Genomic DNA, 25,359 nt, shown 5'->3' on the forward strand with positions numbered 1-25,359 from the left:
GGCACGGTTAGTTGTTCCATGGCTGAGCCTTTCCCGATACGGCCGGTACGGCCGATGCTTCATCTTCCGCCAGAACGCCAAGGATCCGGCGTGCCAGCGCATCATTTTCGCGGAACGGCGCAGCGTTGGTTCCGGGGCGGGCAAAGGCGCCGGCGCCCCAGCCGGAGGTGTTGGGCCCGACGGCGAACAACCTGCGTTGCGGTTCGCCCACCGGGCTGACGAGCTCGCTGGCCGCGGACACCAGCAGCCGGCCGGTTGCATGGAGGCCGTCGGCGGTAAGAACCGCCTGCTCGCTGCCGAATCCTGAGCTGTGCAGATACCGCAGCAGCGGATTCGCGGAGCCTGCCACCGCCGGGGCGGGAAGCCGCGCTTCGATCAAGGCCTTGGCGGACACCCGCACCCCTCCCCGGACGGACACGGCCACAAACTGCCCCGAGGCCTCATCGGCGCCGACTTCCAGCCCTGGCCCAACGAACTGCAGCAGCCCAGCCCGGTGGAGAGCCAGCAGCTGCCGCAGCCGCTGCGGCGGAGGGCCGGAGTCCACGAAACTGAAGAACCCGTGCCACCAGCCGTGCACCTCACGCTGCGACCGCGCATTCAACCGCGCCGGCGGCACCAGCCGGCCCAGGTCCATGTACACCTTGAGCAGGGCGATGAACAGGGCCAGCGTCTCCGAGTGGTCGGGGCCGGTGCGCAGCCGGAGGTCATGCTCGATGTAGGCGGCCACGGCTTCCTGGACCTCATAGTGGCTGGCGAAGTTACGTCCGGCCAGCGGCTGGTCCAGCTTCTCGAAGTCCAGGTGGAACTCCGTGTCCGGCACCGACTCGAGCACCAGCCGTTCGCGTTCGGGGCTGTACCAGTCCAGCGCGGCGAAACGGACCGAAAATTCGTCCCAGCCGGGGGCCACCCGTTCCGGGTAGCCCGTGAAGAGCTCGCGGTAGTAGCCGTAGCCCGCGTCCTTGGCGATCAGCGGCCAGAGGTGGGCGCGGAAGTCCAGCTCCCCGTGCTTTGCCAGCAATTCCTGCACCACGGCGGCGGTAAAGAACTGCGGCGCACCTGCCGGCTCGCCCCGGAGGGTGGACGAAATCTTGGAATGGTACGGAACCCCCCGCCGCGAACCTGCCCAGAGCCGCGGTTCCGCGCCGGACGCAACGTACGCCAGGCCGCCGTCGGGCGTTTCCTCGAACCGGCCGCCCCGGCCTTCAGTCAGCAGGACCACCAGGTCCACGAACGCCAGCCCCATGCCCGAGACGATCACGTCTTGGCCGGGAGCAAGTGCCGAATAGTCGACGTCGGTGGTGTAGCTGGGTGCCGCGTGGAACCCGCCGTGCCGCTCCGCAAAGCGGGCGAAACCGGCGGACGCCCCGTCCGGCAGCGCATCGGTGTGGCCAAGGGCGGAAACCACGACGTCGGCGTCAACAGTCCCGCCGCCGGCGAGCCTGACACGGTACCCGCCGGCGCCGTTGTCGCCGTCGGAATCGATCCGGACCGCGGTGTCCCGGTGGACAGTGACGTCGATATCGGGGCCAAGCGCGGAAACCGCCCGGCGGAAGAACCACTCAAGATAAAGGCTCTGCAGCTGGCGGGTGGGAAACGTGGCGCCGGTCAGGGCGCGCAGCTGGCGTTGCAGTTCCGGCGGGAGCGGGGGAACGTCGGTGATGCTGCCGTCCAGCACCCCGGCAGCCCACCCGTCGAGCCCGGGGCCGTCGGCGGCGGGGCCCTCGCACGTTACGGAGGCGTCGGTGAACATGGTGATGTCCGCTGCGGCGGAGTTGAGCAGCAGGCCGGGGTGCTGGTCATAGCGCCAGATCCTGCCCGAGCCGGGAACGTGCGGCTCAATGACATGGACGGCAAGCGGCCCGGCAAACAGCTCCGGCCGGTTGGCCGCCAGGCGTTCCAGGACGCCGGCCGTCCGGGGACCGCCGCCCACAAAGGCAACGGTAGGGATGTTCGCTGGCACGGCTGCGCTCCTGTTCAGGCGGGGTGGTCCGGGACCGGGTTTTCGCCTCATGCTAGGCAGCCCGGCAGACCGCGGTCGAGGCTCTGGTCACGGCCGTTCACGCCGCGTAACAGCGCGTAAATCCGCGCAAGAAAACGACTCATGACGCCGTGAGAACCTCCGTGAAGCAATGCAACATGCCGCCTTGCTGCCGCTTTCCGGCGTCCCTAGATTTGCAGCAATCCGAACGCGATAAACCAATCCAGCAACACAAGAAGCGAGGTGGCGCATGAGTTCCACAGCAACCCGGGCAGCGCAGTCCGCGGCAGGGCCGGCGTCCGCCGGAACTGACGCAGGTGTTTCCAACCCCGGCCCGTCCGCGGAGCAGGGCGGACCCCGGGGACCCGAGAACCCGCAGTCCCGCGGACCTGCCACCGACTACGCCGACTACCGGCTGGTCCCGTCCCGCCACCCGTGGCGCTGGGTGGGCACCGCAGTCGTGGCGCTCGGCGTGGCCGCGGTGGCGTGGTCCCTGGCCACGAACCCGCGCTGGGAATGGGGCGTGGTGGCCCAGTGGTTCACCGCGCAGTCCGTGGTGAACGGGCTGGTGGAGACGCTCAAGCTCACCGCCATCTCCGGAGCCCTGGGGTTCATCCTGGGGTTCATCCTCGCCCTGATGCGCCTTTCCGCCTCGCCGCTGCTGGTCTCGGTGTCCTGGACCTTCTCCTGGATCTTCCGCTCCACCCCGCTCCTGGTGCAGATGCTCCTCTGGTACAACCTGGGCTACCTCTACGAGAAAATCAGCCTGGGCATCCCCTTCACGGACGTCCGCTTCTTCGAAGTCCAGACCACCACCCTGATCAGCCAGTTCGCGGCTGCAGTCCTGGGCCTCACCCTGAACCAGGCGGCCTACTCGGCGGAGATCATCCGCGGCGGCATCCTCTCGGTGGACCAGGGCCAGCTGGAAGCAGCCGCCGCCCTGGGCATTCCGGCCTGGCGGCGCTCCACCAGGATCGTCCTGCCGCAGGCCATGCGGGCCATCCTGCCCACCGCCTTCAACGAGATCATCGGCCTGGTCAAGGGCACCTCCATCGTGTACGTCCTGGCGTACTCGGAGCTGTTCTACACCGTCCAGGTCATCTACAACCGCACCCAGCAGGTGTTGCCGCTGCTCCTCGTGGCCACGCTCTGGTACGTGGTGATCACCTCGGTGCTCAGCGTTTTCCAGTACTACATCGAACGGCACTATTCGAAGGGCGCCGTGCGGACCCTCCCGCTGACGCCGCTGCAGAAGGCCCGCCGGTTCTTCGCCACCCACGCTGCCACCGACAACCGAGCAAGGAGCACCCGATGACCGCCACTGCCGCCGCAACAGAGCACCCGGCCGCCTCCGACACCACCCGCGGGCTCGTGGAAATCACCAAGGTCCGGAAATCCTTCGGCGCCACCGAAGTCCTCAAAGGCATCACGCTGACCGTTGAACCGGGCGGAGTGGCCGTCATCGTGGGCCCGTCCGGGTCCGGAAAGTCCACCCTGCTGCGCACCATCAACCACCTGGAAAAGGTGGACGGCGGCTTCATCGCCATCGACGGCGAACTGGTGGGCTACGAGGTCCGCGGCAAACGCCTCCACGAACTGCGCGAGAAAGACATCCTCAAGCAGCGCACCGAAATCGGCATGGTGTTCCAGAACTTCAACCTCTTCCCGCACCTCACGGCGCTGGAGAACGTGACCGAAGCCCCCGTGGTGGCGCCGCGTTCCGGCAAACCGCGCCTGACCAAGGCCGAGGCCAGGGACCGAGGGCTGGAACTGCTGGACCGGGTGGGCCTCAAAGACCGCGCCGGCGCCTACCCCCGCCAACTGTCCGGCGGCCAGCAGCAGCGTGTGGCCATCGCCCGGGCCCTGGCACTGGACCCCAAGATCCTCCTCTTCGATGAGCCCACCTCTGCCCTGGACCCCGAACTCGTGAACGAGGTCCTGGACGTTATCAGGGAGCTCGCCACCTCCGGCACAACGCTGATCATCGTCACCCACGAAATGGGGTTCGCCCGCGACGTGGCGGACACCGTGGTCTTTATGGACCAGGGGCAGATCGTGGAACAGGGCGCACCCCATGACATCTTCACCAACCCGCAGGAAGAACGCACCCGGAGTTTCTTCTCCAAGGTGATCGAACCCGCTTTCAACATCTAAAGGACCTCCCCATGGCACTCTCCACCTCCCGGCACAACAGCAGCGGCCGGACGCGCACGCTGGCGGCGCTTCCCGCCGTCGTCCTTCTCGGGACCCTTGCCGGCACCCTGGCGCTGAGCGGCTGCGCCGATCCGGGCGCGGCCGCTTCCGGAGGCGCAGTTTCCGGCAATCCGGGGACGACGGCGGCACGCAACGGCGTCGTCTACAACACCTCACCGGACCAGCAGCGGATCCGGGCCGATAAGGACACGGCGCTCGCCGCCAAGGTCCCCGAGCTGATCGGCAAGGACGGCAAGCTCACCGTGGCCACCACGGCCGGTTCCATCCCGCTGTCCTTCCACGCCACGGATGACAAGACGCCCATCGGCTCCGAACTGGACATCGCCCAGCTGGTGGCGGACAAGCTGGGCCTGGAGCTCGACATCCAGGTCACGTCGTGGGAGAACTGGCCGCTGAAGACCCAGTCCGGCGACTTCGAGGCCGTGTTCTCCAATGTGGGCATCAACGCCGCCCGCGTGAAGCTGTTCGACTTCGCCAGCTACCGGGCCGCCTACATGGGCTTCGAGGCGAAAAAGAGCTCCTCGTACGACATCAAGGGCGCAGACGACATCTCCGGCCTGAAGGTTTCCGTGGGCTCCGGCACCAACCAGGAGAAGATCCTGCTGGCCTGGAACAAGGAACTCGAGGGCAAGGGCAAAGCGCCGGCAGTGCTGCAGTACTACTCTTCCGACGCCGACACCATCCTGGCGCTGTCCTCGGGCCGCACCGACCTGAACATCGCGCCCTACCCGTCCACTGCGTACCGCGAGAACACCCGGGACGACCTGAAGATCGTGGGCAAGGTCAACGCCGGCTGGCCGTCCGAAACCCTGGTGGCTGCCACCTCGCTCAAGGGCAACGGGCTGGCACCGGTCATCACCGAGGCGCTGAACTCCGCCATCAAGGACGGCTCCTACGGCAAGGTCCTGGAACGCTGGGGCCTCTCCGAGGAAGCACTGCCTGAATCCAAGACCGTCACTGAAGCCAACTTCGGGGCTGCGCCTGCAGGGAAAACACAGTGAAGTTCCAGGTCCTCGACATCATTCCGCACCTGAAGAACCCGCTCACCGGGGCGATCGTCTCCACGGCTGACCGGCTCAACCAGGTGGTCCGGACCGCGCAGCGCGCCGAGGAGCTCGGCTACGACAGCTTCTCCGTGGGGGAACGGCACGCCGGGGAGTTCATCTCGTCGTCGCCCACCACCGTGCTGGCCGCCATCGCCGCTGTGACCAGCCGGATCCGGCTGCAAAGCGGGGTGACCGTCCTCTCCGTCCTGGACCCGGTGCGCGTTGCGGAGGACTACGCCACGATCGACCAGCTCAGCCGCGGCCGGCTGGAACTCGTGATCGGCAAGGGCAACGAGGTACTGCAGTACCCGCTCTTCGGCTTGGACCTCGATGACCAGTGGGACCTCCTGGCCGAAAAATACGGGCTGCTCCGGCGCCTCTGGAGCGAGGAGAACGTCATCTGGTCCGGCAGATTCCGCCCGGCACTGACTGAGCCGACCACCACCACACCGCGGCCGTTCGCCGGCGCACCCCGGGTGTGGCACGGCTCAGCCACCACCCTGACCTCCGCGGCGCTCGCGGCAAAGTGGGGCGATCCGCTGTTCACCGCCAACGCCATCCAACCGCGGGAAAACTACCAGGTGCTGATCGATCACTACCGCGAAGAGTACGAACGCCACGGGCACGATCCGCGGCACCAGTTCCTCGGATCGGGCAGCGGCGCCGGCGGGGTGTTCATCTCGGACACCACGCAGGAGGCCAAGAAGCAGTTCGGCCCCGTGTACGAGGCACTGACCGCCGGCCGGAATGTGCCGGGGAACAACTCGCCGTTCCGCGACATCGACCACGCGGTGGCTGAAGGGCCCGCCCTGGTGGGCAGCCCGGAGCAGGTGGTGGACAAGATCCTCAGCTACCACCAGCTGTACGACCACGACCTCCAGTCCATCTCGCTGCCCACCACGCTGCCGTTTGAGCAGCAGTTGGAGATCCTGGAGCGGTTCGCCCTGGAGGTCATCCCCAAAGTCCGGGCGGCGGCGCCCACGAACCTGTGGGAATCACCGGATCCCTTCGGCGGCCGTCCGGAGTCTGCCGGGGCCACCGAACCGGACGCCGCCGCCACCGTCGCCGCCGACCACGACAACTACAGGAGCGATCATGCCCACGTCTACGCACACTGAAACTCCGTTCGCCACGGCCTGGGCCGAGTGGCACGCCGCCCATGAGCGGCACCGCGCCGACCCCCACGGCTTCCTGGCCGTCACGCACCTGCACTGGCTGGGTTCCGAGCCCGCGCGGCTCGACGGCGTTCCCGGCACCTGGAATGTGGAGAACGACGCCGTCCGCCTGGTTTTGGCGGAAGGCGAGACCCTGCAGCAGGACGGCAGGGAACTAAACGCCGACGGCGGCGGCGCCACCGTGCTGTTCGGACCCAGCGCGGAACGCGGCGGCGTCAACCTCGCTGCGGGGGACACCGTCGTCGAACTCGCCAAACGCGGCGGCGAATACATTGTCAGGCCGCGCCACCCGGAGAACCCGCTGCTCCGCGAGTACCAGGGCACGCCTGCGTACGAACCGGACCCGGCCTTCGCGGTGGAAGGAACGTTCGTCCCGTTCGACGAGCCGCGTGCCACCACCGTGGGCGCCGCCGTCGAGGGCATCCAGCACGTCTACGAAGCCCCCGGCCAGGTCAGGTTCCGGCTGGGCGGGCGCGATCTTGCCCTGACGGCTTTCAACGGCCACGCTCCGGGCAGCCTGTCCGTGCTGTTCACGGATGAAACGTCCGGCAAGACCACCTACGCGGCCAACCGGTCGCTAACGGTCGCGGCACCCGGACCGGACGGCACGGTCCGCCTGGACTTCAACCGGGCCGTGAACCTGCCGTGCGCCTACACCGACCTTGCCACGTGCCCGCTGCCGCCCGCCGAGAACCGGCTGCCGGTAGCGGTCGAAGCCGGAGAGCAGACCCCCACCGAACGTCAGGACGCATGATGGGAAACACCAACAAGACTGCCGGTGGCTGGGGCTTCCTGGCGCTGGAACTCGACGGCGTGGCGCGCGCGGCCGACGGCGACACAGCCGGGGGTGCTACGGCGCTCGCCGCCGCCGTGCTGGCCGCCGAATCCGCCGGTTTCCACGCCGTGACCTTCAAGGATTCCCCGGCGGAAGGACGGCTGAACGCGCTGCAGCGCGCCGCCTTCGCCGGGCCGCTGACCCGCTCCCTCGTCCTGATCCCGGAAGTGGATACGGCCTACACCGAGCCCTTCCATGCCTCCACCCAGCTGGCCAGCCTGGACTACGTCAGCGGCGGCCGTGCCGGCTGGATCGCCACCGCTGAAGACGATCCCGCGGCGGCCGCCGCCGTCGGGCGCTCCTACGTTGCCGGTGACGGCCTGGCGCAGGAGGCCGCGGCATCCATCGAGGTCAGCCGCAGGCTCTGGGACTCCTGGGAAGACGGCGCCGTGATCCGCGACGTCGCCAGCGGCCGCTACCTCGACGCCGGAAAGCTGCACTACGTGGACTTCGACGGTCCCGGCTACTCGGTCAAGGGTCCGTCCATCATCCCCCGTCCCCTGCAGGGACAGCTGCCGGTGCTCGTGCCGGCGTCCCTCGTGGGCGCCGGCCTGGTTGAGCCCTCCGCGGTGGATGCAGTCCTGGTCTCGGCCCCGACGGCGGAGCTCCTCGCGGAGGAGATCCGCGACGTGCGGGAACGGCTGGGCGGCGGATCGCCCGCCGTCGTGGTGGAGCTCGACGTCGTCCTGGAGGCCCGGGGGCAGGGCGCCGCCCAGCGGCTCGGGGACGAATCGGCCATCGGCAAGCCTGGCAGCGGAGGGACTGACGGTGCCAGGCGGGCACGCTTCGCCGGGTCCGCGGCCGAACTGGCAGACCTGCTGACCGAAGTACTGGAAGTGGCGGACGGAGTCCGGTTGCATCCGGCCAGGTTCGACGTCGACTTCGAGGAACTGTCCCGGCTGGTGCTGCCTGAACTCCGGCGCAGGGGAGTGCTCGCCCCGGTGCCGCAGGACGGGACCTTCAGGGACCTGCTGGGCCTCGAACGACCAGCCAGCCGCTACGCCGCAACCGCCGTCGGAAACTAGGGGAAAACCATGACACAGCACAGCCGTGCTAAATACCAGCCGAGCGGGAAGCTCCAGTTCGGCATCTTCTTCCAGGGCGTGAACTCAGGGACCATCTGGAAGGCCGCCGAGTCCGGCTCGCAGACGGACTTCGAATCGTTCCGCCGCATCGCCCAGACGGCGGAGCGGGGACTGTTTGCCGCCTTCTTCCTGGGTGAGGGGCTCCGCCTCCGTGAGCACCTGGGCCGTCCGCATGAACTGGACGTCGCCGGACGCCCGGACGCCCAGGCCATGCTCGCCGCCCTGGCCGCGGTGACCTCCAACATCGGACTCGTTGCCACGCAGAACACCACTTACAACGATCCGGCGGACCTGGCGCACAGGCTGTCCTCGCTGGACCTTCTCTCCGGCGGACGCGCCGCATGGAACATCGTCACCACGGACAACGCCTGGACCGGTGCCAACTTCCGCCGCGGCGGGTACCTGGACCACGCTGACCGGTACACGCACGCCGAGGCATTCGTGGAGACGGCCAAACGGATCTGGGATTCGCATGATCCGGCCACCGGGCAGTGGCAGCGCGTGCTTCACGAAGGGCAGCACTACACCGTGGACGTGACCCCTCGCCTGCCGCGCAGCGCGCAGTACCGGCCCGTGCTGTTCCAGGCCGGCGACTCTCCGGAGGGCAGAAACTTCGCCGCCCGCCAGGCCGACGTCATTTTCTCCGCCCACCCCAAGCTCGACGACGCCCTGGACTTCCGGCGCGACATCGTGGAGCGGACGCTGGACGCAGGACGCGGAGCAAACGACGTCAAGATCATGCCGGCCAGCGAGTTCATCCTTGCCGCAACGCCGGAGGAGGCCCGGGACAAGAAAGCCTGGGTCCGCAGCCTCCAGATCGGCCCGCAGCAGGCCATCGCTTACCTGGAACAGTTCTGGGGACGCGAACTGGGCGAATATGATCCGGACGGGCCGCTGCCGGAGATTGACCCGGTGGTGGAGGAAACCTCCGAGACCCGCGGCAGCGGCTTCCACGGGGCCAAGGCGCGGCAGCTGGCCGACCAGTGGCGGGCCGAAGCCAAGGAGAAGGGGCTGTCCATCCGCCAGTTCGTCTCTGCCAAGACCAGCCGCGTGGACGCCACCTTCAACGGCTCCTACGCCGAGGTGGCCGACCGGCTGGTGGAGCACGCCCGCACCGGCGCCGTGGACGGCTTCAACATCTCGCCGTGGCTGATTCCCACGGGCCTGGACGACATCGTAAACCACCTGGTGCCCGCACTGCAGGAACGCGGCGTCTACCCCACGGAGTATGCCGGCAGCACGCTGCGGGAGAACCTGGGGCTGGCCACGCCGGAGCGTGCTTCGGCATCCGCCCCCACGGAATCTGCGCCTTTGGAAGCGAGGGTCTGAGCCGATGGGCGGCGACGTGTCCGGCACGGAAGTGGGAGATGCTGACCGGGAGTCCGCCGCGGATACGGTGAAGCTGCAGCTGACTATCTGGCAGCAGTACCTCTAGAGGACCCGGGCTCGCCCATCAAAGGAATCCCCGCCGGACGACGTCCGGCGGGGATTCTTTGTTGTGATGGCCTGCGCCGGAGGAATCAGTCCTTCGGAGCCTGCGCGATGCGGACCATGTTCCCGGAGGGGTCCCGGAAGGCGCAGTCGCGCGGCCCCCACGGCTGGTCGATCGGCTCCTGCATGACCTCGGCACCGGACGCCCGGACCTTCTCGAACGTGGCGTCCAGGTCGTCGGTACGGAACACGAGCATGGGGAGGACTCCCTTGGTGAGGAGCTCCTGCATCATGTCCCCGTCCTCCTGGGAGCGGCCCGCATGCGGCTCGGAGAGCACGATCTCAAGGCCCGGCTGGGCGGCGCTGCCGAGGGTGATCCAGTGGAATCCCCCGGAGGCCACGTCGTTGCGCAGTTCGAGGCCCAGGGCATCCCGGTAGAAAGCGAGGGCCTTCTCGGTGTCATTGACGGTGATGTTGCAGTACTGGAGTGAAATGTTCATGCCACAAAGCTATTCCGCGGGCGTCAGGGCCGCTTCTCGAATCCTGCTCACTTGGGCACCGGCTGCATTCCCGGGACCTGCAGGCTTGGCAGGCTGCCTCGCTGGCCGTGTCCTGATCCGTGCAACGCAGCCCGGCATCGCCTCCACCGCGCTGTGTTCCCGGAGCCGGTAGGCGCTGGGCGGTTCCCCCACTAGTTCCGTGAAGCGTGAGCTGAAGGATCCCAGCGACGTACAGCCCACCGCCATGCAGGCATCGGTCACGCTCATGCCGCCGCGGAGCAACGCCATGGCCCGCTCGATCCGGCGGGTCATCAGGTAGCTGTAGGGGGTCTCGCCGTAGGCGGCCCGGAACTGCCGAGAGAAGTGCGCCGGTGACATCAGGGCCTTGCTCGCCATGGTGGGCACGTCCAAGGCGCGGGCGAAGTCCCTGTCGATCAGGTCCCGCGCCCGGCGCAGGTGCGCCAGGTTGGCCAGCTCTTGCGGGGTCATGTCATGAGCGTACGCCGCACTGCGGGGGTTTCGCCACGCAAATGTGCAGGGCAGCCGCCGGCCGCCCTGCACATTTGCGTCGAAAGCCGGACTACTTTTTGGGCAGCCCCGCCGGGTTCAGCTCGGACTTCTGCACGGCCTCCGAACTGAGGCCCCAGCGGTCCAGAATCTTGGCGTAGCTGCCGTCTTCGATCAGGTGGTTCAGGCCCGCCTGTGCTGCGGCGGCGAAACCGTTGCCCTTCTTGGTGGTGGCCGCGATGCTTGCCTTCAGCGGCCAGCCGCCGTCCACCAGGCCAACCAGCTTGGTCTTTGCATCGGAAGCCGCCTTGAATGCCGCCGTCGCGTTCGGCCCGAACGTCAGGTCCGCCCGTCCGGACTGGAGGGCGAGCGAGGAGGCGGAGTCGTCGTCGTAATACTGGAACTCCACCGCGGGCAGGCCGTTCTTCTTGTTCTCCTCGTCCCAGCGCAGCAGGATGGACTCCTGGTTGGTTCCGGAACCCACAATCACGCGTTTGCCGGCAACGTCCGGCGCGGACTCCACCTTGGTGACGGAGCTGTCGCTTTTCGCGTAGAAGCCGAGCTTGTCGTCGCGGTAGCTGGCGAAATCGAACTTGAGCTTCCGCTCCTCGGTCACCGTGACGTTGGACAGCACGGCCTCGTACTTGCCGGACTCGACGCCGAGGGGCCAGTCGGCCCAGGCGGTGGGAACGATGTCAGCCTCCAGTCCCAGCGTCTGGGCCAGTGCGACGGCGATATCCACCTCATTGCCCACCGGCGTCTTGTTGTCCGTGGCGTAGACGGCCAACGGTGCCGCGAACGGGCTGACGGCCACCGTCAGCTTGCCGTCCTTCTTGATTGCTTCCGGGACCAAAGCCGCGGCCGCCGGATCCACTTCAGCCTTCACACGGTCCTGCTCCGGTGAGAGGTTGAACTGTTTGATGCCCGTGGACGACGTCGCCGGGGCGGAGCCCGACGCCGCAGAAGCCCCGGGGTCAGAGCAGGCCGCGAGCCCCAGCAACGTGGTGGCGGCCAGCGCTGCGGTGGCGGCGGGTTTGAGTGAAAAACGGGCCATGGGTTCCCCTTGGAAGTGTGCGGATTCGGTGCTTGTGCCAGCAACTATCCGTCAGCGCGAAAACCCGGTCAAAGCGCCTTGAAACCCTTCGATACAAGGGGTAATCGTGGTTAATCCGGCGTTCGCTGGCGTCACGGAACCCGCTGCCGTGACGCCGCGGCCGGGTCTGGGCGACCGTCGACTAGGCGGCGAGGGCCTTGATGACCTCCTTGGCCACGTCCTCGCTGGACTGCGGGTTCTGCCCGGTGATCAGGTTGCGGTCGCGGACCACGTTGGAACTCCAGGCGGCTCCGTTTTCCACGATGGCGCCCTTGTCCTTCAGCACGTCCTCCACGAACCACGGCGTGTTGGGGCCGGTGCCGCCGTTGAGTTCCTCCTCATCCGTGAATACGGTGAGGCGGCGCCCCGCAAAAACGAACGTCCCGTCGTCGTCAACGGCGCTGAGGAGGCCCGCAGGGCCGTGGCAGAACGGCGCGATCACCTTGCCGGCCCGGTCCGCCTCAGCCAGGATGCGGCCGAGGTCGGCGTCCTTGTAAAGGTCCGCCATGGGCCCGTGGCCGCCCGGCATCACCACGGCGTCATATGCGGAGGGGTCGACGTCGGCGAGCACCAGCGGTGCGGACAGCTCACCGTCGATGGCGGCGAGGTAGGCGCGGAAGCCGTCTGCACGGTCCTGGCCGCCGGCCGACTCCGGGGCGAGGCTCACCTCGTCAACGGTGGGCCTGGCGCCGGCGGGTGTTGCGATGTGCACGGTGTGGCCGGCGTCGAGCAGGGTCTGGTGTGAGACCACCAGCTCCTCCGCCCAGTAGCCGGTGGGGTGTTTGGTGCCGTCCCGCATGGTGAGGGAGTCAGCTGCGGATACCACCATCAGAATGTTTGCCATGATATTGCTCCTGTCCGGCCGGCCCGTCCGGGACGGCTCACAAGGGCGGCAACCCGATAAGCATGCTGAGTATTCCTGCCCGGGGCCGCTTGGTATATAACCTTGGGTATGGCCGCATCAATGATGAAGATGGTTCTGTCCGTTGCCACTGCGTTTGGCTTGGCGCTGATGGGCGGTGGTCCGGCCATGGCGGGCCCGCCGCGTCCGTCTGATCCTGTGGGCATTGATGTCTCGTGGCCGCAGTGCGGCAAGACCCTTCCCTCCGGACTCGCCTTCGCGATCGTGGGCGTCAACAACGGGCTGGCCAACACCACCAATCCCTGCTTCCAGGAACAGCTGGACTGGGCCGAGGGCGCGGTGTCCCAGAAGCAGCTGACGGCGCAGCCGCGCGTGGCCCTGTACGTGAATACAGCCAACCCCGGGCTGGCCGGTTCCTGGTGGCCGACGTCCAATGAGTACATGGGAACCACCGTGACCAGCTCGTACGGGCAGTGCACGGGCAAGAACGACGCCGCCTGCGCCTATGTGTACGGCTATGCGAAAGCGTACGACGACGCCAAGCTGCGCGGCGTGGATGGCCCGCAGAACTATTTCTGGTGGCTGGATGTGGAGACAGGGAACAGTTGGCAGAGCGACACGACCGCGAACCGGGCTGACCTGGAAGGGATGACCGCCTACTTCGAAAGCATCGGTGCCGACGTCGGGCTCTATTCCACCGGCTCGCAGTGGAGCAAAATTGCCGGGGCGGTTCCGTCCACCAGCAATCTGGCGGGACTTCCGAGCTGGCTCGCCGGCGCCAGAACCCTCAATGGGGCCAAGTCGAACTGCTCCCTGGCAGGGCTTACTCCGGGCAGCACGGTGGCAGTGACCCAGTACGTCTCCGGCGGCCTCGACTACAACTACGCCTGCAAGTAACTACTGCTTGCTGTGTTACAAAAGCGCACTAAGTCAACGCAAGTCGGCCTGAGTAAAAAAGTGAGTACTGCGTATAAAAAACAGGTATAGAAACACCCAAAGTCGAGTGGAATGTACTGGTGTTTTTCTGAGCGCCCGCCCCTAACATCGGGACTACATTTGCGGCCAATGACGGCCGCATTGTTGCGATGGGAGGCGCTGCAGTGAACACATCAGATCGAAGGGGTCCCGAGCGGGGAACCAGGCAGAGACGGGGAACGGGCCCGGGGTTCGCCTGGTCTGCGGGGCGTGCCGGCCGGAAATTCCTGGCCGCGGTGACTGCGGGCGGACTGCTCCTTGCCGGGGCCGGTGTGGCGCAGGCGGACGATGTCTTTAACACCCTCGATGCGAGCATTGACGCCGTGGCCGAAACCATGCCGTTGAACGTAGGCGGGGCTGCGGGAACCACCACGTTGGCCGTTGATCCGACGAACGATCCGGGCAAGAACGGCTGCAACCTGACCGGCAGCACCGTACTCACCCTGAGTCTCGCATCGAGCGACACGTCGGTAGCAACCGTCAGCCCCGCCTCCGTGACGTTCGGAAGCTGTGGCGAAACCAAGACGCTGACCATCACCCCGGTGGCCGGCGGCACCGCCACGGTCACCGCGCGCCAGACCACCAACACGACCGGCGGAACCTTCAACCTTGCTCCCGCGACGTTCACCGTCAACGTGGCAGCTCCGGCCCCGGCCAACACTGCACCGACCCTCACGGTAGGCGGAGTCAGCACCGGTGCGTCCTACGACAAGGGAGCCGTCCCGGCGGCCACCTGCGATATCGTGGACGCCGAAGACGGCAACAGCACGTTCCCTGCAACCCTCAGCGGCATCACTGGCGCCTACGCAACGGACGGCATCGGCGCGCAGACAGCGAGCTGCAGCTACACGGACGGCGGCGGACTCAAGGCCAGCGGATCCGTGACCTACAACATCGTGGACCCCAGCGGCCCGCAGATCAGCTACACCTTGGACCCGGGAACCCCCAACGGCCTCAGCGAGTGGTTTACCTCGCCGCTAATCCTCACCTGGACCGTCACCGATGCGGATTCCCCGAGTTCTCTGACCACTGAAGGCTGCGGGCAGCGGAACATTTCAGCGGACCAGGTGAAGATCGCCTATACCTGCTCCGCAACCAGCGCCGGCGGCACCGCCTCCATGGCAACCGTTCCACTCGGCCTGGACGCTAAAGCGCCCGACGTCAGCTACACGGGAGCCGAAGGCCTGGCCGGCAACAACGGCTGGTTCAGGGGCCCCGTCACGGCAACGTTTACGGCCACTGACGTAACGTCAGGTCCCGCGTCGCAAACTGCGACCGCAACCACAGCCGACGGTGCGGAGGGAGAAGACCTGGAGGTGAGGAGCCCGGTGTTCAGCGACACGGCAGGCAACCCCTCGGCGCTCGGTGCGGTCATCCAGCGGTTCAATATCGACTGGACGGCCCCGTCAGTTGCCTACACTCAAGCCGACCGTGCGCCCAATGCCAAGGGCTGGTACAACGCCCCGGTCACTGCAACGTTCACCGGGACCGACTCAGTCTCCGGTCCGGCAGCAGCCACCCAGACCGCAACGTCCGTCGGCGAGGGCTCGGCCGTCGTCGTTGGCAGCCCGGCCTTCGAGGACGTTGCCGGCAACGCCTCCGAGGCCGGAACGCCATCCGTGAGCTACAAGATCGACCTCACGGCGCCCTCAGTTGCATTCACCGGTCTCAACGGCACTAAGGGCCTGAACGACTGGTACACCGGCCCGGTCACGGCCACTTTCACCGGCACGGATGAGCTGTCAGGTCCGGCATCCGCGGTCAAGGAGGCTGTCTCCACCGGGGAAGGTACTGGCCTGGTCCTGACCAGCCCGGCCTTCACGGATGACGCGGACAACACCACCCCCGCGGGCGCCGCGACCAGCGACTCCTTCAAGGTGGACCTGACCGATCCGGTGGCCACGTTTGACTCCGTTCCGGGGGATGCGTACTTCGGTTCCGTCGGTGCCGAGCCCACCTGCACCGCCACGGACGGAGGCTCCGGCGCGGCCGGCTGCAAGGTGACCGGCTACAGCACGCTGGTTGGTCCCCACACGTTGACGGCCACGGCCACCGACAATGCGGGCCGTACCTCCACAACGACGCACAAATACACGGTCATGGCCTGGGAGACCAAGGGCTTCTACCAGCCCATCGACATGGGTGGCGTCACCAACACCGTGAAGGCCGGCAGCACCGTACCCGCCAAGTTCGAACTGTTCGCCGGCTCAAGGGAACTGACGGACACCGGCGTCGTGACGATGGGAATCAGGCAGATGACCTGCAACCTGCTGGCGGCCCAGGACGGAGTCGAGATCACCTCCACCGGGAACACCTCCCTGCGGTATGACTCGACGGGCGGCCAGTACATCTACAACTGGAAGACGCCGAACCTCCCCGGCGCCTGCTTCCAGCTGTCGATGGTCGCGGCAGACGGCTCCCGCATCGACGCCAACTTCAAGCTGAAGTAGGCGCCGCAGAATCACATAGCACAAGTGAGCTAAAACGGGGCGGGGCTGCCGGAAACGGTGGCCCCGCTCCCGTTTGTCCGGCACCGCCGCTTCCGCGCGCCCGGCAATACCGCTCCCGCGTGTCCGGCGCCACGGTGACCTGCAGAAATAACCCGGGTGCCGCCGTCGTTGTCGCCAGTGTGCCTGTTCCGCCACCGGAGCAGTGACCGCAACGCTCCGCTACGAAAGGCCGGCTCCTCCGTGACTGTTCCGCTTTCCATCCTTGACCTGGCCACCATTGCGAAGGGCCAGACGGCGGCCGAGAGCTTCGCCGGCAGCGTGGCCATGGCGCAGCGGGCGGAAGAACTGGGCTACCGCCGGGTCTGGTACGCGGAGCACCACAACATGTCTTCCATTGCGTCCTCGGCCACGAGTGTGCTGATCGCCCACATCGCCGCCCACACGAGCAGTATCAGGCTTGGCGCCGGCGGTGTGATGCTGCCCAACCACTCCCCGCTGACCATCGCCGAGCAGTTCGGCACGCTGGAGACCCTGCACCCGGGGCGCATCGACCTCGGCCTGGGCCGTGCGCCCGGCAGCGACCAGAACACCATGCGCGCGCTCCGCCGCGATACGATGTCCGCGGACAGCTTCCCGCAGGACGTCCTGGAACTGCAGGGCTACCTCACCGGCCCCACACGCATCCAGGGCGTCGAGGCGACGCCGGGCAAGGGCACCAACGTGCCGCTGTACATCCTGGGGTCCTCACTTTTCGGGGCCCGGCTGGCGGCGCAGCTCGGATTGCCCTACGCCTTCGCATCGCACTTTGCGCCCGCCGCCCTGCAGGACGCCGTGGCCATCTACCGCCGGGAATTCAAGCCCTCCGCCCAGCTGGACGCCCCGCACGTGATTGCGGGCGTCAATGTGATCGCGGCCGATTCCGCCTCCGAGGCGCAGGAGATGTTCCAGGCCACCAAGCACGCCCGCGTGTCCCTGTTCTTCGGCAACGGCAGGGTGTTCACGGACGACGAAGCGGACATGATCCTCGACTCGCCGCAGGGCCAGCACGTGGCCCAGATGATGAAGTACTCGGCGGTCGGCACGCCGGACGTCGTGATGGATTACCTGGACCAGTTCACCGCCCACGCGGACGCGGATGAGCTGATCGTGGCCCACCAGAGCAACGGAACCGAGGCCCGCCTGCGGTCCGTGGAACTCCTCGCGAAGGCCGCGGGACTCGTCCGCGCCTGACCGCGCGTCACGCCACGCACCCTTTCGGAATGTCCGACGGCGGGTTCCCCTGGAATCCCGCGGCGGGCACCGCCGTCGTGCTCCTAAAGTGAGCCCTGCGTGACGCGGGGACGGGACGCGGGCAACGCCGTCGGGCACTGCCTCCTCTGAGCGCTCCCCTTGACAACTCCCAACTGAACCGGTTTAGTAGAGATCACTGAACCGGTTCAGTGAGTTGTATCACTGGGCCGCCGATCCACAGAAGGCAGGACCATGGCAGTCACCATCAGCGACGTCGCCCACGCGGCAGGCGTCAGCAAGGGTGCTGTCTCGTATGCCCTCAACGGGCAGCCGGGAGTCAGCGCGGGAACCCGGGAACGGATCCTGCAGGCGGCCAAGGAGCTCGGCTGGAAGCCCAGCCTCCGGGCCAAGGGCCTCTCCTCCGCCAAAGCGTTCGCATTGGGCCTGGTCGTTGCCCGGGACCCGTCCCTGCTCGGAACGGACCCCTTCTTTCCGGCGTTCATCGCGGGCATCGAAACCGCCCTGTCAGAACACGACTACACGCTGGTGCTCAGCGTCGCCACAGGTGCCGGGGCGGAGGAACGGTGCTACCGCAAGCTGGCCGAGAACGGCCGCGTGGACGGCTTCCTCCTCACCGATGTCCGCCACGACGATTCCCGCATCCCGCTGCTGCAGGAACTCAAGCTCCCCGCCGTCACCCTGAACCGCCCCGACTCCGATTCACCGTTCCCTGCCGTCTCGATGGATGACTGCGCCGGGATCACCGCGGCCGTTGAACACCTTGTGGCCCTGGGCCATACCCGGATTGCGCACGTTGGCGGCGGGCAGGAATACATCCACGGCCGCAGCCGCCGCCAGGCCTGGGAAAGCGCACTCGCCACTGCCGGCCTGCCCGCAGACCTCTTCGAAGCCGCCGATTTCACTGCAGCGGGCGGCATGGCCGCCACCGCCGAGCTGCTCCGGCGCACCGACAAGCCCACGGCAATCGTCTACGCCAACGACCTGATGGCGACCGCCGGCCAGTACTACGCGCAAACGCAGGGGCTCAGTGTGCCCGGTGACCTGTCCGTCACCGGCTATGACAACGCCGACTTCACGCAATACCTGAATCCGCCCCTCACCACGGTGGCCACAGAGCCCATGCTCTGGGGCCGCGTTGCCGCCCAGGTGCTCCTCAACCAGCTCAGCAACAGCCACGACGGCGAAGACACCGTCCTCCAGGCTCCGACCCTCCTGGTCAGGGCGTCCACCGGCCCGGCACCCGCAGGCTAAGCCGCCCCAAACGCCCGGTCCCACCGCACTACACCTGTACCCAGCAAGCCCCACAGCACCCAGACACGCCCCCAACCCTCTGTTTCCCCTAAATAGGAGTCGCAATGAAGCGCTTTTCAACAGCCACGCGCGTATTGTCCGTGGCCGCCCTGACCATCATGGGCGCAGGCCTCGCAGCCTGCGGCGGGGGAGGGGGAGCCAGCTCCGCCGATTCGGCCACGGCCGCCAAGGGCCCCATCAAGATCTGGTACTCCAACAACGAGTTCGAGGTGAAGTGGGGCAAGTCCATGGTGGAATCCTGGAACGCCGCGCACCCGGACCAGAAGATCGATGCCCAGGAAATCCCGGCCGGCAAGAGCTCCGAGGAAGTCATCGGCGCAGCCATCACGGCAGGCAACGCCCCGTGCCTGGTCTTCAACACCGCCCCAGTCGCAGTTCCGCAGTTCCAGAAGCAGGGCGGGCTTGTTGCGCTGGACACCTTCCCCGACGGCGCGCAGTACATCAAGGACCGCACCGGAGACCTGGCGGACCAGTACAAGTCCACGGACGGCAAGATGTACCAGCTGCCGTGGAAGTCCAACCCCGTGGTCCTGTTCTACAACAAGGACATGTTCGCCAAGGCCGGACTGGACGCCGAAAACCCCAAGCTGGGCTCCCACGAAGAGCTCCTTGAAACCGCCCGGACGCTGGTGAAGTCCGGCGCTACGGCCAACGCGGTGTGGCCGTCCCCGGCAAGCGACTTCTTCCAGTCATGGTTCGACTTCTACCCGTTCTACGCTGCCAACACCGACGGCACCCCGCTCCTGAAGGACAGCAAAGCCACCTTCGACAGCGAGGAGGGCAAGCAGGTCGCCACCATGTTCGAAACGCTCTACAAGGAGAACCTGGCGTCCAAGGAGGCCTTCCAGGGTGACGCGTTCGGCGAAGGCAAGGCCGCCATGGCCATGGCCGGTCCCTGGGCCATTGCCGCTTACAAGGACAAGATCAACTGGGGTGCCGTGCCGGTGCCCGCCGCCCAGGCCAAGGCCGATACGTCCACCTTCTCGGACGCCAAGAACGTGGCCATGTACTCCGCCTGCGAGAACCAGGGAACGGCGTGGGAGGTCATGAAGTTCGCCACCAGCCAGGAGCAGGACGGCAAGCTCCTGTCCGAGACGGGCCAGATGCCCATGCGCAAGGACCTGACCACGGCCTACGCCGACTACTTCACCAAGAACCCGCTCTACACCCAGTTCGCCGAGCAGGCCGGCCGCACCGTCGAGGTGCCCAACGTGCCCAACTCGGTCGAGGTCTGGCAGACCTTCCGCACCGCCTACGCCAAGTCAGTGATCTTCGGCAACGAAAGCATTGACTCGGCTTTCAAGGGCGCAGCGGACAAGATCAACCAACTGGCAGCCCAGAAGTAACGGGTGATCCCCAATGTCACTCCGCTCTTCTGACGGCGGCCCCGAAGCGGGCAGTCCTGCAGCGGGCAGCCCCGCACCGGGCACCGTCGCTACGGGAATGCCGGTTGGGCGAACGGCCGACCAGCGGCTGGCCCCCAGGAAACGCAAGAACTTCCTGGGGCGCCAGCCGCTGGGGCTGCTGTTCAGCGCCCCGTACGTCATCTACGTCCTGGCCGTCCTCGCCTACCCGCTGGGCTACGCCGTCTACATTTCCTTCCACGACTTCTTCTTCACGGCCCCCCGGGTCAAGGTGGACCGGCCGTTCGTCGGCCTGGACAACTACATCACCGTCCTGTCCGATCCCGCCGTCCAGCGTTCCTTCGCCAACATCGGCGTATTCCTGGTCATCAACGTCCCGCTGACCGTGGGACTGTCCCTGGTCCTGGCCAACGCCCTCAACCGCGTGACCAGGCTGCGGACTTTCTTCCGGGTGAGCTACTACGTCCCGTACGTCACGGCGAGCGTCGCCGTCGTCGGCGTCTGGCTGTTCCTGTTCCAGCAGAACGGACTGGTGAATGCGCTGCTGGGGCCGCTGGCCCCGAACCCGTCATGGCTGACCAACTCCTGGCTGGCCATGCCCACGGTGGCGCTGTACGTGACCTGGAAACAGCTGGGGTTCTTCATCCTGCTGTACCTGGCCGCACTGCAGAACATCCCGGACGAGCTCTACGAATCCGCCTCGGTGGACGGCGGGAACAAGTGGGTCCAGTTCTGGAACATCACGGTTCCCGGCGTGCGGTCGGCCAGCGTTCTGGTCACGCTGCTCGCCACCATCACCGGCGCCAACCTCTTCACCGAGCCCTACCTGCTCACCGGCGGCGGCGGACCCGACGGCGCATCGACCTCGCCGGTGTTCCTGATGTACCAGAAGGGCATCCTGCAGGGAAACCCCGATGTGGCCGCCGCGCTGGGCGTCGTCCTGGTGATCGGCGTCCTGCTGATCGCCCTGATCCAGAAACGCCTCGTAGGCGGAAAGGAGGACTGACATGTCGGTCATCGACGCGGCAACCGCCGCCAACAACGACAACGAAAAGAACGACGACGCCGGGCAGCCGGGTGCCTTTCCTTCCGGCCGTGGAGGTTCCACCCGCGGAGGTTCCACTGTGGAAAAGCGCAGGAACCTTGGCGTCGGCAGTTTCATACTGCTCGCCGTGGGCGCCTTCGTGTTCCTCTTCCCCTTCTACTACATGTTCATCGGCTCGCTGCAGACGTCCCCGGACACTTCGGTGGCGGGTGCGTTCCCCAATCCGGCCAACCTCACCGGTGAGAACTATGCGAACATCAACGGTTCCATCAATCTGCTGAAGGGCCTGGTCAACTCCGGGATCTTCACCGGGGGCGTCATCCTGTTCACCGTGGTCTTCGGCCTCCTGGTGGGCTACGCCCTGGCGCAGATGCACTTCCGCGGCAAGGGCTTCGTGTTCGGCATGATGCTGCTGGTGCAGATGATTCCGTTCCAGCTGCTGCTCATCCCGCTGTACGTGATGATCGTCCGGGACTACGGCCTGGCGGACAGCTACATCGGCATGATCCTGCCGTTCGCCATCAACTCCACCGCGGTGTTCGTATTCCGCCAGTACTTCATGCAGCTTCCGTCCACGCTGTTTGAGGCCGCCAGGATCGACGGCGCCTCCGAACTGCGGATCCTGTGGCAGATTGCCATCCCGCTGGTCCGGCCGGCGATTGTCACAGCGGTCCTGCTGACGTTCATCGGGCCGTGGAACGAGTTCCTGTGGCCGTTCCTGGTCACCAAGGACGCGGCCATCCAGCCGCTCGCGGTGTCCCTCGCCAACTACATTTCCAACGTTGCCGCCACGGCCTCCAACCCGTTCGGGGCAATCCTCGCCGGCGCCTGCGTCCTCGCGGCACCAGCCATCGCGCTGTTCATTTTCTTCCAGCGCCAATTCATCTCCACCAATATCGGATCAAGCGTAAAGGGCTAATCAATGACTTCCCCCCACACTTCTGCACTCCCCACCGTTCCCTTCACCCTCACCCGCGCCGGGGTCATCATGTCCCCCGAAGAGGGCAACGACTTCGAGGCGGAAGGCGTCCTCAACCCCGCCAGCGGCCGCGGTCCGGACGGCGAGCTCTACCTGCTTCCGCGCCTGGTGGCCAAGGGCAATGTGTCCCGCGTGGGCCTGGCCAAGGTTGTCATCGAAGACGGCGTTCCCACCGGAGTGGAACGCCAGGGCGTGGTACTCGCCCCCGACGAGGGCTGGGAACGCGGCATGAACAACGCCGGCACCGAGGACCCCCGCACCACCTGGGTCCCGAGCCTCGGCAAGCACCTGATGACCTACGTCGCCTACGGACCGCTGGGTCCGCGCCTGGCGTTCGCGCACTCGGAAGACCTTCGCAGCTGGGAACGCCTGGGCCCGTGCTTCTTCGAATACAAGGCCGAGCTCTCCATGGACCTGAACCTCTTCCCGAACAAGGACGCCGTGTTCTTCCCGGAGCCGGTGAACGACCCCGACGGCGTTCCCTCCTACGCCATGCTGCACCGCCCCATGTGGGACCTTGGCTGGATCCGCGAAGGCGAAGGCGAGCACCTGCCCGCCGGCGTCACGGACAACCGCCCCGGCATCTGGATCTCCTACGTTGCCGTGGAGGATGTGGAAAAGGACATCCGCAACCTGGTCCACATGGGCAAGCACACCCTCGTGGCCCTCAGCGAGTTCCCGTTCGAGGAACTCAAGATCGGCGGCGGACCGGCGCCGATCCGCGTCGACGAAGGATGGCTGCTGATCCACCACGGTGTGGCCGGCGCGCTGGAGAAGTCCGCCTTCGACCACCAGCAGAAGGTCAACTACACCGCGGCCGCCATGATCCTGGACGCCAATGACCCCTCCAAGGTCATTGCCCGGAGCGACAAGCCGCTGCTGGCACCGGAAACCGAAGACGAGATCTCCGGCATCGTGCCTAACGTGGTGTTCCCCACCGCCATCGAGGAAGTGGACGGCCAGCTGTTCGTGTTCTACGGCATGGCTGACTCGAAGATCGGCGTGGCCAGGCTGGACCGCGTTCCGGCCACCTAGGACCAGGCCAGCCCGCGCCCAGTCCCCGCAGTGCCCGCCTGACCACCCCCACCAGGAGTACCGATGACGAACAACGATGTCCGCTCGAACGCACGAACCAAACCGCTGGCCATCGCTGTGGCCGCGTCGATGCTCCTGGTGGGGGCCGGTGCCGCTTCGGCGGCACCGGCAGGCCGCACTGGCGCCGGAGCGGCGCCGTCGCTGACCGCGCCCGTCCCCGCCGCCCCCGTTGAATCAGGACCGCTGACCAACACTGCGCACCTGGACTTCCTGATGGAGACCGTCCCGCTCGCGCCGGTCGCAGGGCACACCACCTACAAACTCGACGAGATGCCCTCGGCCCAGGCACCGTGGACCTACGCAGACAAGAAAGCGGACGGGAGCTACGGCCGCGTCGGCGGGGGAGACCTCGACCCCGCCACCGGGCACTGGACCCAGGGCGCCTACAACGCCGATGACATCGCACGCACGGCCGTGGTCTACTTGCGGCACTGGCAGCAGACCGGCGATGCCGCCAGCAAGGAACGGGCCTTCCAGACGCTGCGCTCGCTGACGTTCCTGCAGACCACGGACGGCCCGAATGCCGGCAACGTGGTGCTGTGGCAGCAGCAAGACGGAAGCCTCACGCCCAGCGCCAAACCGGTGGAACTGCCGGACCCGTCCGACTCGGCAGAGTCGTACTGGCTTGCGCGCACTGTCTGGGCGCTCGGCGAAGGATATTCGGCGTTCCAGGACGAGGACCCTGAATTCGCGGGATTCCTCCGGGACCGCCTGCACCTGGCCCTGGGCTCGCTCAACCGGCAGTCCCTTGCCAAGTACGGCACCTATGACACCGCCGACGGCGTGAAGGTGCCAGCCTGGCTGATCGCCGGCGGCGCCGATGCCTCGGCCGAGGCCGTGCTGGGACTCTCTTCCTACGTGACCTCCGTCCCCGGCGATGAGCTGGCTGCGACTGCACTGGACCGGCTCAGCGAGGGCGTTGCCGCCATGTCCGCGGGGTCCGCCGGGCAGTGGCCCTTCGGCGCCATTATGCCGTGGAACAAATCCCGGACACTTTGGCACGCCTGGGGCGGCATGGCCCCGGCCGCCGTCGCCACCGCCTCCGAGGTGCTGGACCGTCCCGGACTGCTCGAAGCGGCAGTCAAGGACACCGCCCAGTTCACGCCGCAGCTCCTCGCCGCAGGCGGACCGGACAATGCCTGGAGCCCCACCCCCGGCGAAGCGCAGATCGCGTATGGTGTGGACTCCCGGGTCCAAAGCCTTGTGGCCACCGCCAAGGCGGCCGATGCGCCGGGCCTACTGGAACTTGCTGCGGTCACCGCCGGATGGTTCTTCGGAGCCAATCCCAGCGGATCCCCGGCGTACAACCCCGCTACGGGAACAGCGATCGACGGCATCGAACCCGACGGCCGGGTCAACCCGAACTCCGGCGCGGAATCCACCATCCACGCACTGCTCACCATGCTGGCCCTCGACGCCGATCCTGCCCTGAAAACCGCGGCACTCGGCATCAACCGGACGGTGTCCACGCACGGGCTCAGCGTGGTGGAAGCCGAATCCGGAACCATCTCCGGCAGCGGAGCGGTGGTCCGGCCCGCCTCGGCCTGGACCGGCGAAGCGAACCTCTCCGGCGGAGCATACGTGGACCTGAAAGCCGGCGCCTCCCTGGACATACCGCTCCCGGCCGCGGACCAGGCCCACAACATCTACCCCATCGTGAACCGCGGGACGGCCCCGTCCGGCACCACCGCGTGGACGTCCGCCAAGGGACCGCTGGGAACCACGGAAAACGGCGGGGCGGGGGCGCAGGGCATCACCGATGCCCCCGGTATCCTCTTCCCCTACTCCCTCAAGCGTGCACTGACCGCCGGGCTGACCGCCGTCGTCGGCACCACGGACGGAAACGTTGCCCTGGACGCCCTGCTGGTCCAGCCGGAAATCTCCACGGTGTCAGTGTCCGGAACCGGCGGCAACTCGACGCTCTACATCAGCGCAGCACGGTCCACCACAGTGAAGGACGTTGAGGTGCCCGAGGGCTTCTCCATGGTCCAGCGACAGTACGATTCCGCCGGGCAGCCGGTCGCAGGGGCAAAGGGCAATGCCGGCACCTCGTCCGGCCGCGTGACCGTGGCGCCCGGCGGCTTCACCATGGTGACGTTCCGCGCCCGCTGAGTGCCAGAAGCTGCAGGGTCCGGCACCTGCGGGCGCCGGACCCTGCACCCA

21 protein-coding genes are annotated in these 25,359 nt (G+C 67.0%); 16 read left to right on the plus strand and 5 right to left on the minus strand.

The features are described 5' to 3' along the window. Positions 1–7: 7 nt before the first annotated feature. Positions 8–1,960, minus strand: coding sequence for an FAD/NAD(P)-binding protein (locus tag AC6JAC_RS01430; protein WP_497963154.1), 1,953 nt, complete (start codon positions 1,958–1,960; stop codon positions 8–10). Between the two features lie 268 nt (positions 1,961–2,228). Between AC6JAC_RS01430 and AC6JAC_RS01435 the strand changes: the two genes are divergently transcribed. The 7 genes from AC6JAC_RS01435 to AC6JAC_RS01465 are packed head-to-tail and all read left to right on the plus strand — an operon-like array spanning position 2,229 to position 9,662. After that, positions 2,229–3,293 carry an amino acid ABC transporter permease gene (locus AC6JAC_RS01435; RefSeq protein ID WP_028271002.1) on the plus strand — a complete coding sequence of 355 codons (1,065 nt, stop codon included), beginning with the start codon at positions 2,229–2,231 and terminating at the stop codon, positions 3,291–3,293. Next, entirely contained in the window at positions 3,290–4,132 is an 843-nt protein-coding gene (locus AC6JAC_RS01440) for an amino acid ABC transporter ATP-binding protein (protein WP_347899713.1), read from the plus strand. Before AC6JAC_RS01435 ends, AC6JAC_RS01440 begins: the two co-directional genes overlap by 4 nt. An 11-nt stretch (positions 4,133–4,143) precedes the next feature. Further along, positions 4,144–5,193 (plus strand): transporter substrate-binding domain-containing protein, encoded by a 1,050-nt coding sequence (locus AC6JAC_RS01445; RefSeq protein ID WP_497963156.1) that lies wholly within the window; start codon positions 4,144–4,146, stop codon positions 5,191–5,193. Beyond that, the gene (locus AC6JAC_RS01450; RefSeq protein ID WP_497963158.1) at positions 5,190–6,356 is read left to right on the plus strand and encodes an LLM class flavin-dependent oxidoreductase; all 1,167 of its coding nucleotides are present in this window, start codon (positions 5,190–5,192) and stop codon (positions 6,354–6,356) included. The genes AC6JAC_RS01445 and AC6JAC_RS01450 overlap by 4 nt, the downstream gene beginning before the upstream one ends. Next, a complete protein-coding gene (locus AC6JAC_RS01455; protein ID WP_497963160.1) occupies positions 6,334–7,167 on the plus strand; it encodes a DUF1684 domain-containing protein in 834 nt (277 codons plus the stop codon). Before AC6JAC_RS01450 ends, AC6JAC_RS01455 begins: the two co-directional genes overlap by 23 nt. After that, entirely contained in the window at positions 7,167–8,273 is a 1,107-nt protein-coding gene (locus AC6JAC_RS01460; RefSeq protein ID WP_497963162.1) for an LLM class flavin-dependent oxidoreductase, read from the plus strand. Before AC6JAC_RS01455 ends, AC6JAC_RS01460 begins: the two co-directional genes overlap by 1 nt. 9 nt (positions 8,274–8,282) lie before the next feature. Further along, complete coding sequence (locus AC6JAC_RS01465; protein ID WP_028270996.1) at positions 8,283–9,662, plus strand: NtaA/DmoA family FMN-dependent monooxygenase; 1,380 nt, start codon at positions 8,283–8,285, stop codon at positions 9,660–9,662. Between the two features lie 191 nt (positions 9,663–9,853). Here AC6JAC_RS01465 and AC6JAC_RS01470 read toward each other — a convergent pair whose 3' ends face one another. From AC6JAC_RS01470 to AC6JAC_RS01485, 4 genes are all read right to left on the minus strand, one after another. Continuing rightward, on the minus strand, positions 9,854–10,264 hold the full coding sequence (locus tag AC6JAC_RS01470; protein WP_028270995.1) for a VOC family protein: 411 nt from the start codon (positions 10,262–10,264) through the stop codon (positions 9,854–9,856). A gap of 9 nt (positions 10,265–10,273) precedes the next feature. Beyond that, positions 10,274–10,753 carry a helix-turn-helix transcriptional regulator gene (locus AC6JAC_RS01475; protein ID WP_028270994.1) on the minus strand — a complete coding sequence of 160 codons (480 nt, stop codon included), beginning with the start codon at positions 10,751–10,753 and terminating at the stop codon, positions 10,274–10,276. 91 nt (positions 10,754–10,844) lie between these two features. Further along, positions 10,845–11,825: an ABC transporter substrate-binding protein gene (locus tag AC6JAC_RS01480; RefSeq protein ID WP_028270993.1), complete on the minus strand. Its 981-nt coding sequence runs from the start codon at positions 11,823–11,825 to the stop codon at positions 10,845–10,847. A 181-nt stretch (positions 11,826–12,006) separates the two neighbouring features. Then, positions 12,007–12,708 (minus strand): type 1 glutamine amidotransferase domain-containing protein, encoded by a 702-nt coding sequence (locus AC6JAC_RS01485; protein ID WP_028270992.1) that lies wholly within the window; start codon positions 12,706–12,708, stop codon positions 12,007–12,009. Positions 12,709–12,816: 108 nt separating this feature from the next. Between AC6JAC_RS01485 and AC6JAC_RS01490 the strand changes: the two genes are divergently transcribed. From AC6JAC_RS01490 to AC6JAC_RS01530, 9 genes are all read left to right on the plus strand, one after another. Then, a complete protein-coding gene (locus AC6JAC_RS01490) occupies positions 12,817–13,623 on the plus strand; it encodes a glycoside hydrolase family 25 domain-containing protein (protein ID WP_028270991.1) in 807 nt (268 codons plus the stop codon). Positions 13,624–13,937: 314 nt separating this feature from the next. After that, positions 13,938–16,151: a PxKF domain-containing protein gene (locus AC6JAC_RS01495; RefSeq protein ID WP_028270990.1), complete on the plus strand. Its 2,214-nt coding sequence runs from the start codon at positions 13,938–13,940 to the stop codon at positions 16,149–16,151. 240 nt (positions 16,152–16,391) lie between these two features. Continuing rightward, positions 16,392–17,381, plus strand: coding sequence for an LLM class flavin-dependent oxidoreductase (locus tag AC6JAC_RS01500; protein ID WP_028270989.1), 990 nt, complete (start codon positions 16,392–16,394; stop codon positions 17,379–17,381). 252 nt (positions 17,382–17,633) lie between these two features. Next, complete coding sequence (locus tag AC6JAC_RS01505) at positions 17,634–18,653, plus strand: LacI family DNA-binding transcriptional regulator (protein ID WP_347898597.1); 1,020 nt, start codon at positions 17,634–17,636, stop codon at positions 18,651–18,653. Between the two features lie 104 nt (positions 18,654–18,757). Further along, positions 18,758–20,059 (plus strand): extracellular solute-binding protein, encoded by a 1,302-nt coding sequence (locus AC6JAC_RS01510; RefSeq protein ID WP_028270988.1) that lies wholly within the window; start codon positions 18,758–18,760, stop codon positions 20,057–20,059. 13 nt (positions 20,060–20,072) lie between these two features. Next, positions 20,073–21,083 (plus strand): carbohydrate ABC transporter permease, encoded by a 1,011-nt coding sequence (locus AC6JAC_RS01515; RefSeq protein ID WP_497963167.1) that lies wholly within the window; start codon positions 20,073–20,075, stop codon positions 21,081–21,083. Position 21,084: 1 nt separating this feature from the next. Next, positions 21,085–22,041, plus strand: coding sequence for a carbohydrate ABC transporter permease (locus AC6JAC_RS01520; protein ID WP_497963169.1), 957 nt, complete (start codon positions 21,085–21,087; stop codon positions 22,039–22,041). Between the two features lie 3 nt (positions 22,042–22,044). After that, positions 22,045–23,136 (plus strand): glycoside hydrolase family 130 protein, encoded by a 1,092-nt coding sequence (locus AC6JAC_RS01525; protein ID WP_028270985.1) that lies wholly within the window; start codon positions 22,045–22,047, stop codon positions 23,134–23,136. 63 nt (positions 23,137–23,199) lie between these two features. Beyond that, entirely contained in the window at positions 23,200–25,308 is a 2,109-nt protein-coding gene (locus tag AC6JAC_RS01530) for a hypothetical protein (RefSeq protein ID WP_497963171.1), read from the plus strand. Positions 25,309–25,359: the final 51 nt, after the last annotated feature.

The organism is Arthrobacter sp. KUASC02, assembly GCF_059739395.1.

What these genes read in the sequence shown, in the direction of transcription:
- AC6JAC_RS01485 (WP_028270992.1), bottom strand. Translation starts at nt 12,708, where the DNA reads ATGGCAAACATTCTGATGGTGGTATCCGCAGCTGACTCCCTCACCATG.
- AC6JAC_RS01465 (WP_028270996.1), top strand. Translation starts at nt 8,283, where the DNA reads ATGACACAGCACAGCCGTGCTAAATACCAGCCGAGCGGGAAGCTCCAG.
- AC6JAC_RS01510 (WP_028270988.1), top strand. Translation starts at nt 18,758, where the DNA reads ATGAAGCGCTTTTCAACAGCCACGCGCGTATTGTCCGTGGCCGCCCTG.
- AC6JAC_RS01515 (WP_497963167.1), top strand. Translation starts at nt 20,073, where the DNA reads ATGTCACTCCGCTCTTCTGACGGCGGCCCCGAAGCGGGCAGTCCTGCA.
- AC6JAC_RS01470 (WP_028270995.1), bottom strand. Translation starts at nt 10,264, where the DNA reads ATGAACATTTCACTCCAGTACTGCAACATCACCGTCAATGACACCGAG.
- AC6JAC_RS01435 (WP_028271002.1), top strand. Translation starts at nt 2,229, where the DNA reads ATGAGTTCCACAGCAACCCGGGCAGCGCAGTCCGCGGCAGGGCCGGCG.
- AC6JAC_RS01525 (WP_028270985.1), top strand. Translation starts at nt 22,045, where the DNA reads ATGACTTCCCCCCACACTTCTGCACTCCCCACCGTTCCCTTCACCCTC.
- AC6JAC_RS01520 (WP_497963169.1), top strand. Translation starts at nt 21,085, where the DNA reads ATGTCGGTCATCGACGCGGCAACCGCCGCCAACAACGACAACGAAAAG.
- AC6JAC_RS01530 (WP_497963171.1), top strand. Translation starts at nt 23,200, where the DNA reads ATGACGAACAACGATGTCCGCTCGAACGCACGAACCAAACCGCTGGCC.
- AC6JAC_RS01445 (WP_497963156.1), top strand. Translation starts at nt 4,144, where the DNA reads ATGGCACTCTCCACCTCCCGGCACAACAGCAGCGGCCGGACGCGCACG.
- AC6JAC_RS01490 (WP_028270991.1), top strand. Translation starts at nt 12,817, where the DNA reads ATGGCCGCATCAATGATGAAGATGGTTCTGTCCGTTGCCACTGCGTTT.
- AC6JAC_RS01480 (WP_028270993.1), bottom strand. Translation starts at nt 11,825, where the DNA reads ATGGCCCGTTTTTCACTCAAACCCGCCGCCACCGCAGCGCTGGCCGCC.
- AC6JAC_RS01505 (WP_347898597.1), top strand. Translation starts at nt 17,634, where the DNA reads ATGGCAGTCACCATCAGCGACGTCGCCCACGCGGCAGGCGTCAGCAAG.
- AC6JAC_RS01475 (WP_028270994.1), bottom strand. Translation starts at nt 10,753, where the DNA reads ATGACCCCGCAAGAGCTGGCCAACCTGGCGCACCTGCGCCGGGCGCGG.
- AC6JAC_RS01440 (WP_347899713.1), top strand. Translation starts at nt 3,290, where the DNA reads ATGACCGCCACTGCCGCCGCAACAGAGCACCCGGCCGCCTCCGACACC.
- AC6JAC_RS01455 (WP_497963160.1), top strand. Translation starts at nt 6,334, where the DNA reads ATGCCCACGTCTACGCACACTGAAACTCCGTTCGCCACGGCCTGGGCC.
- AC6JAC_RS01460 (WP_497963162.1), top strand. Translation starts at nt 7,167, where the DNA reads ATGGGAAACACCAACAAGACTGCCGGTGGCTGGGGCTTCCTGGCGCTG.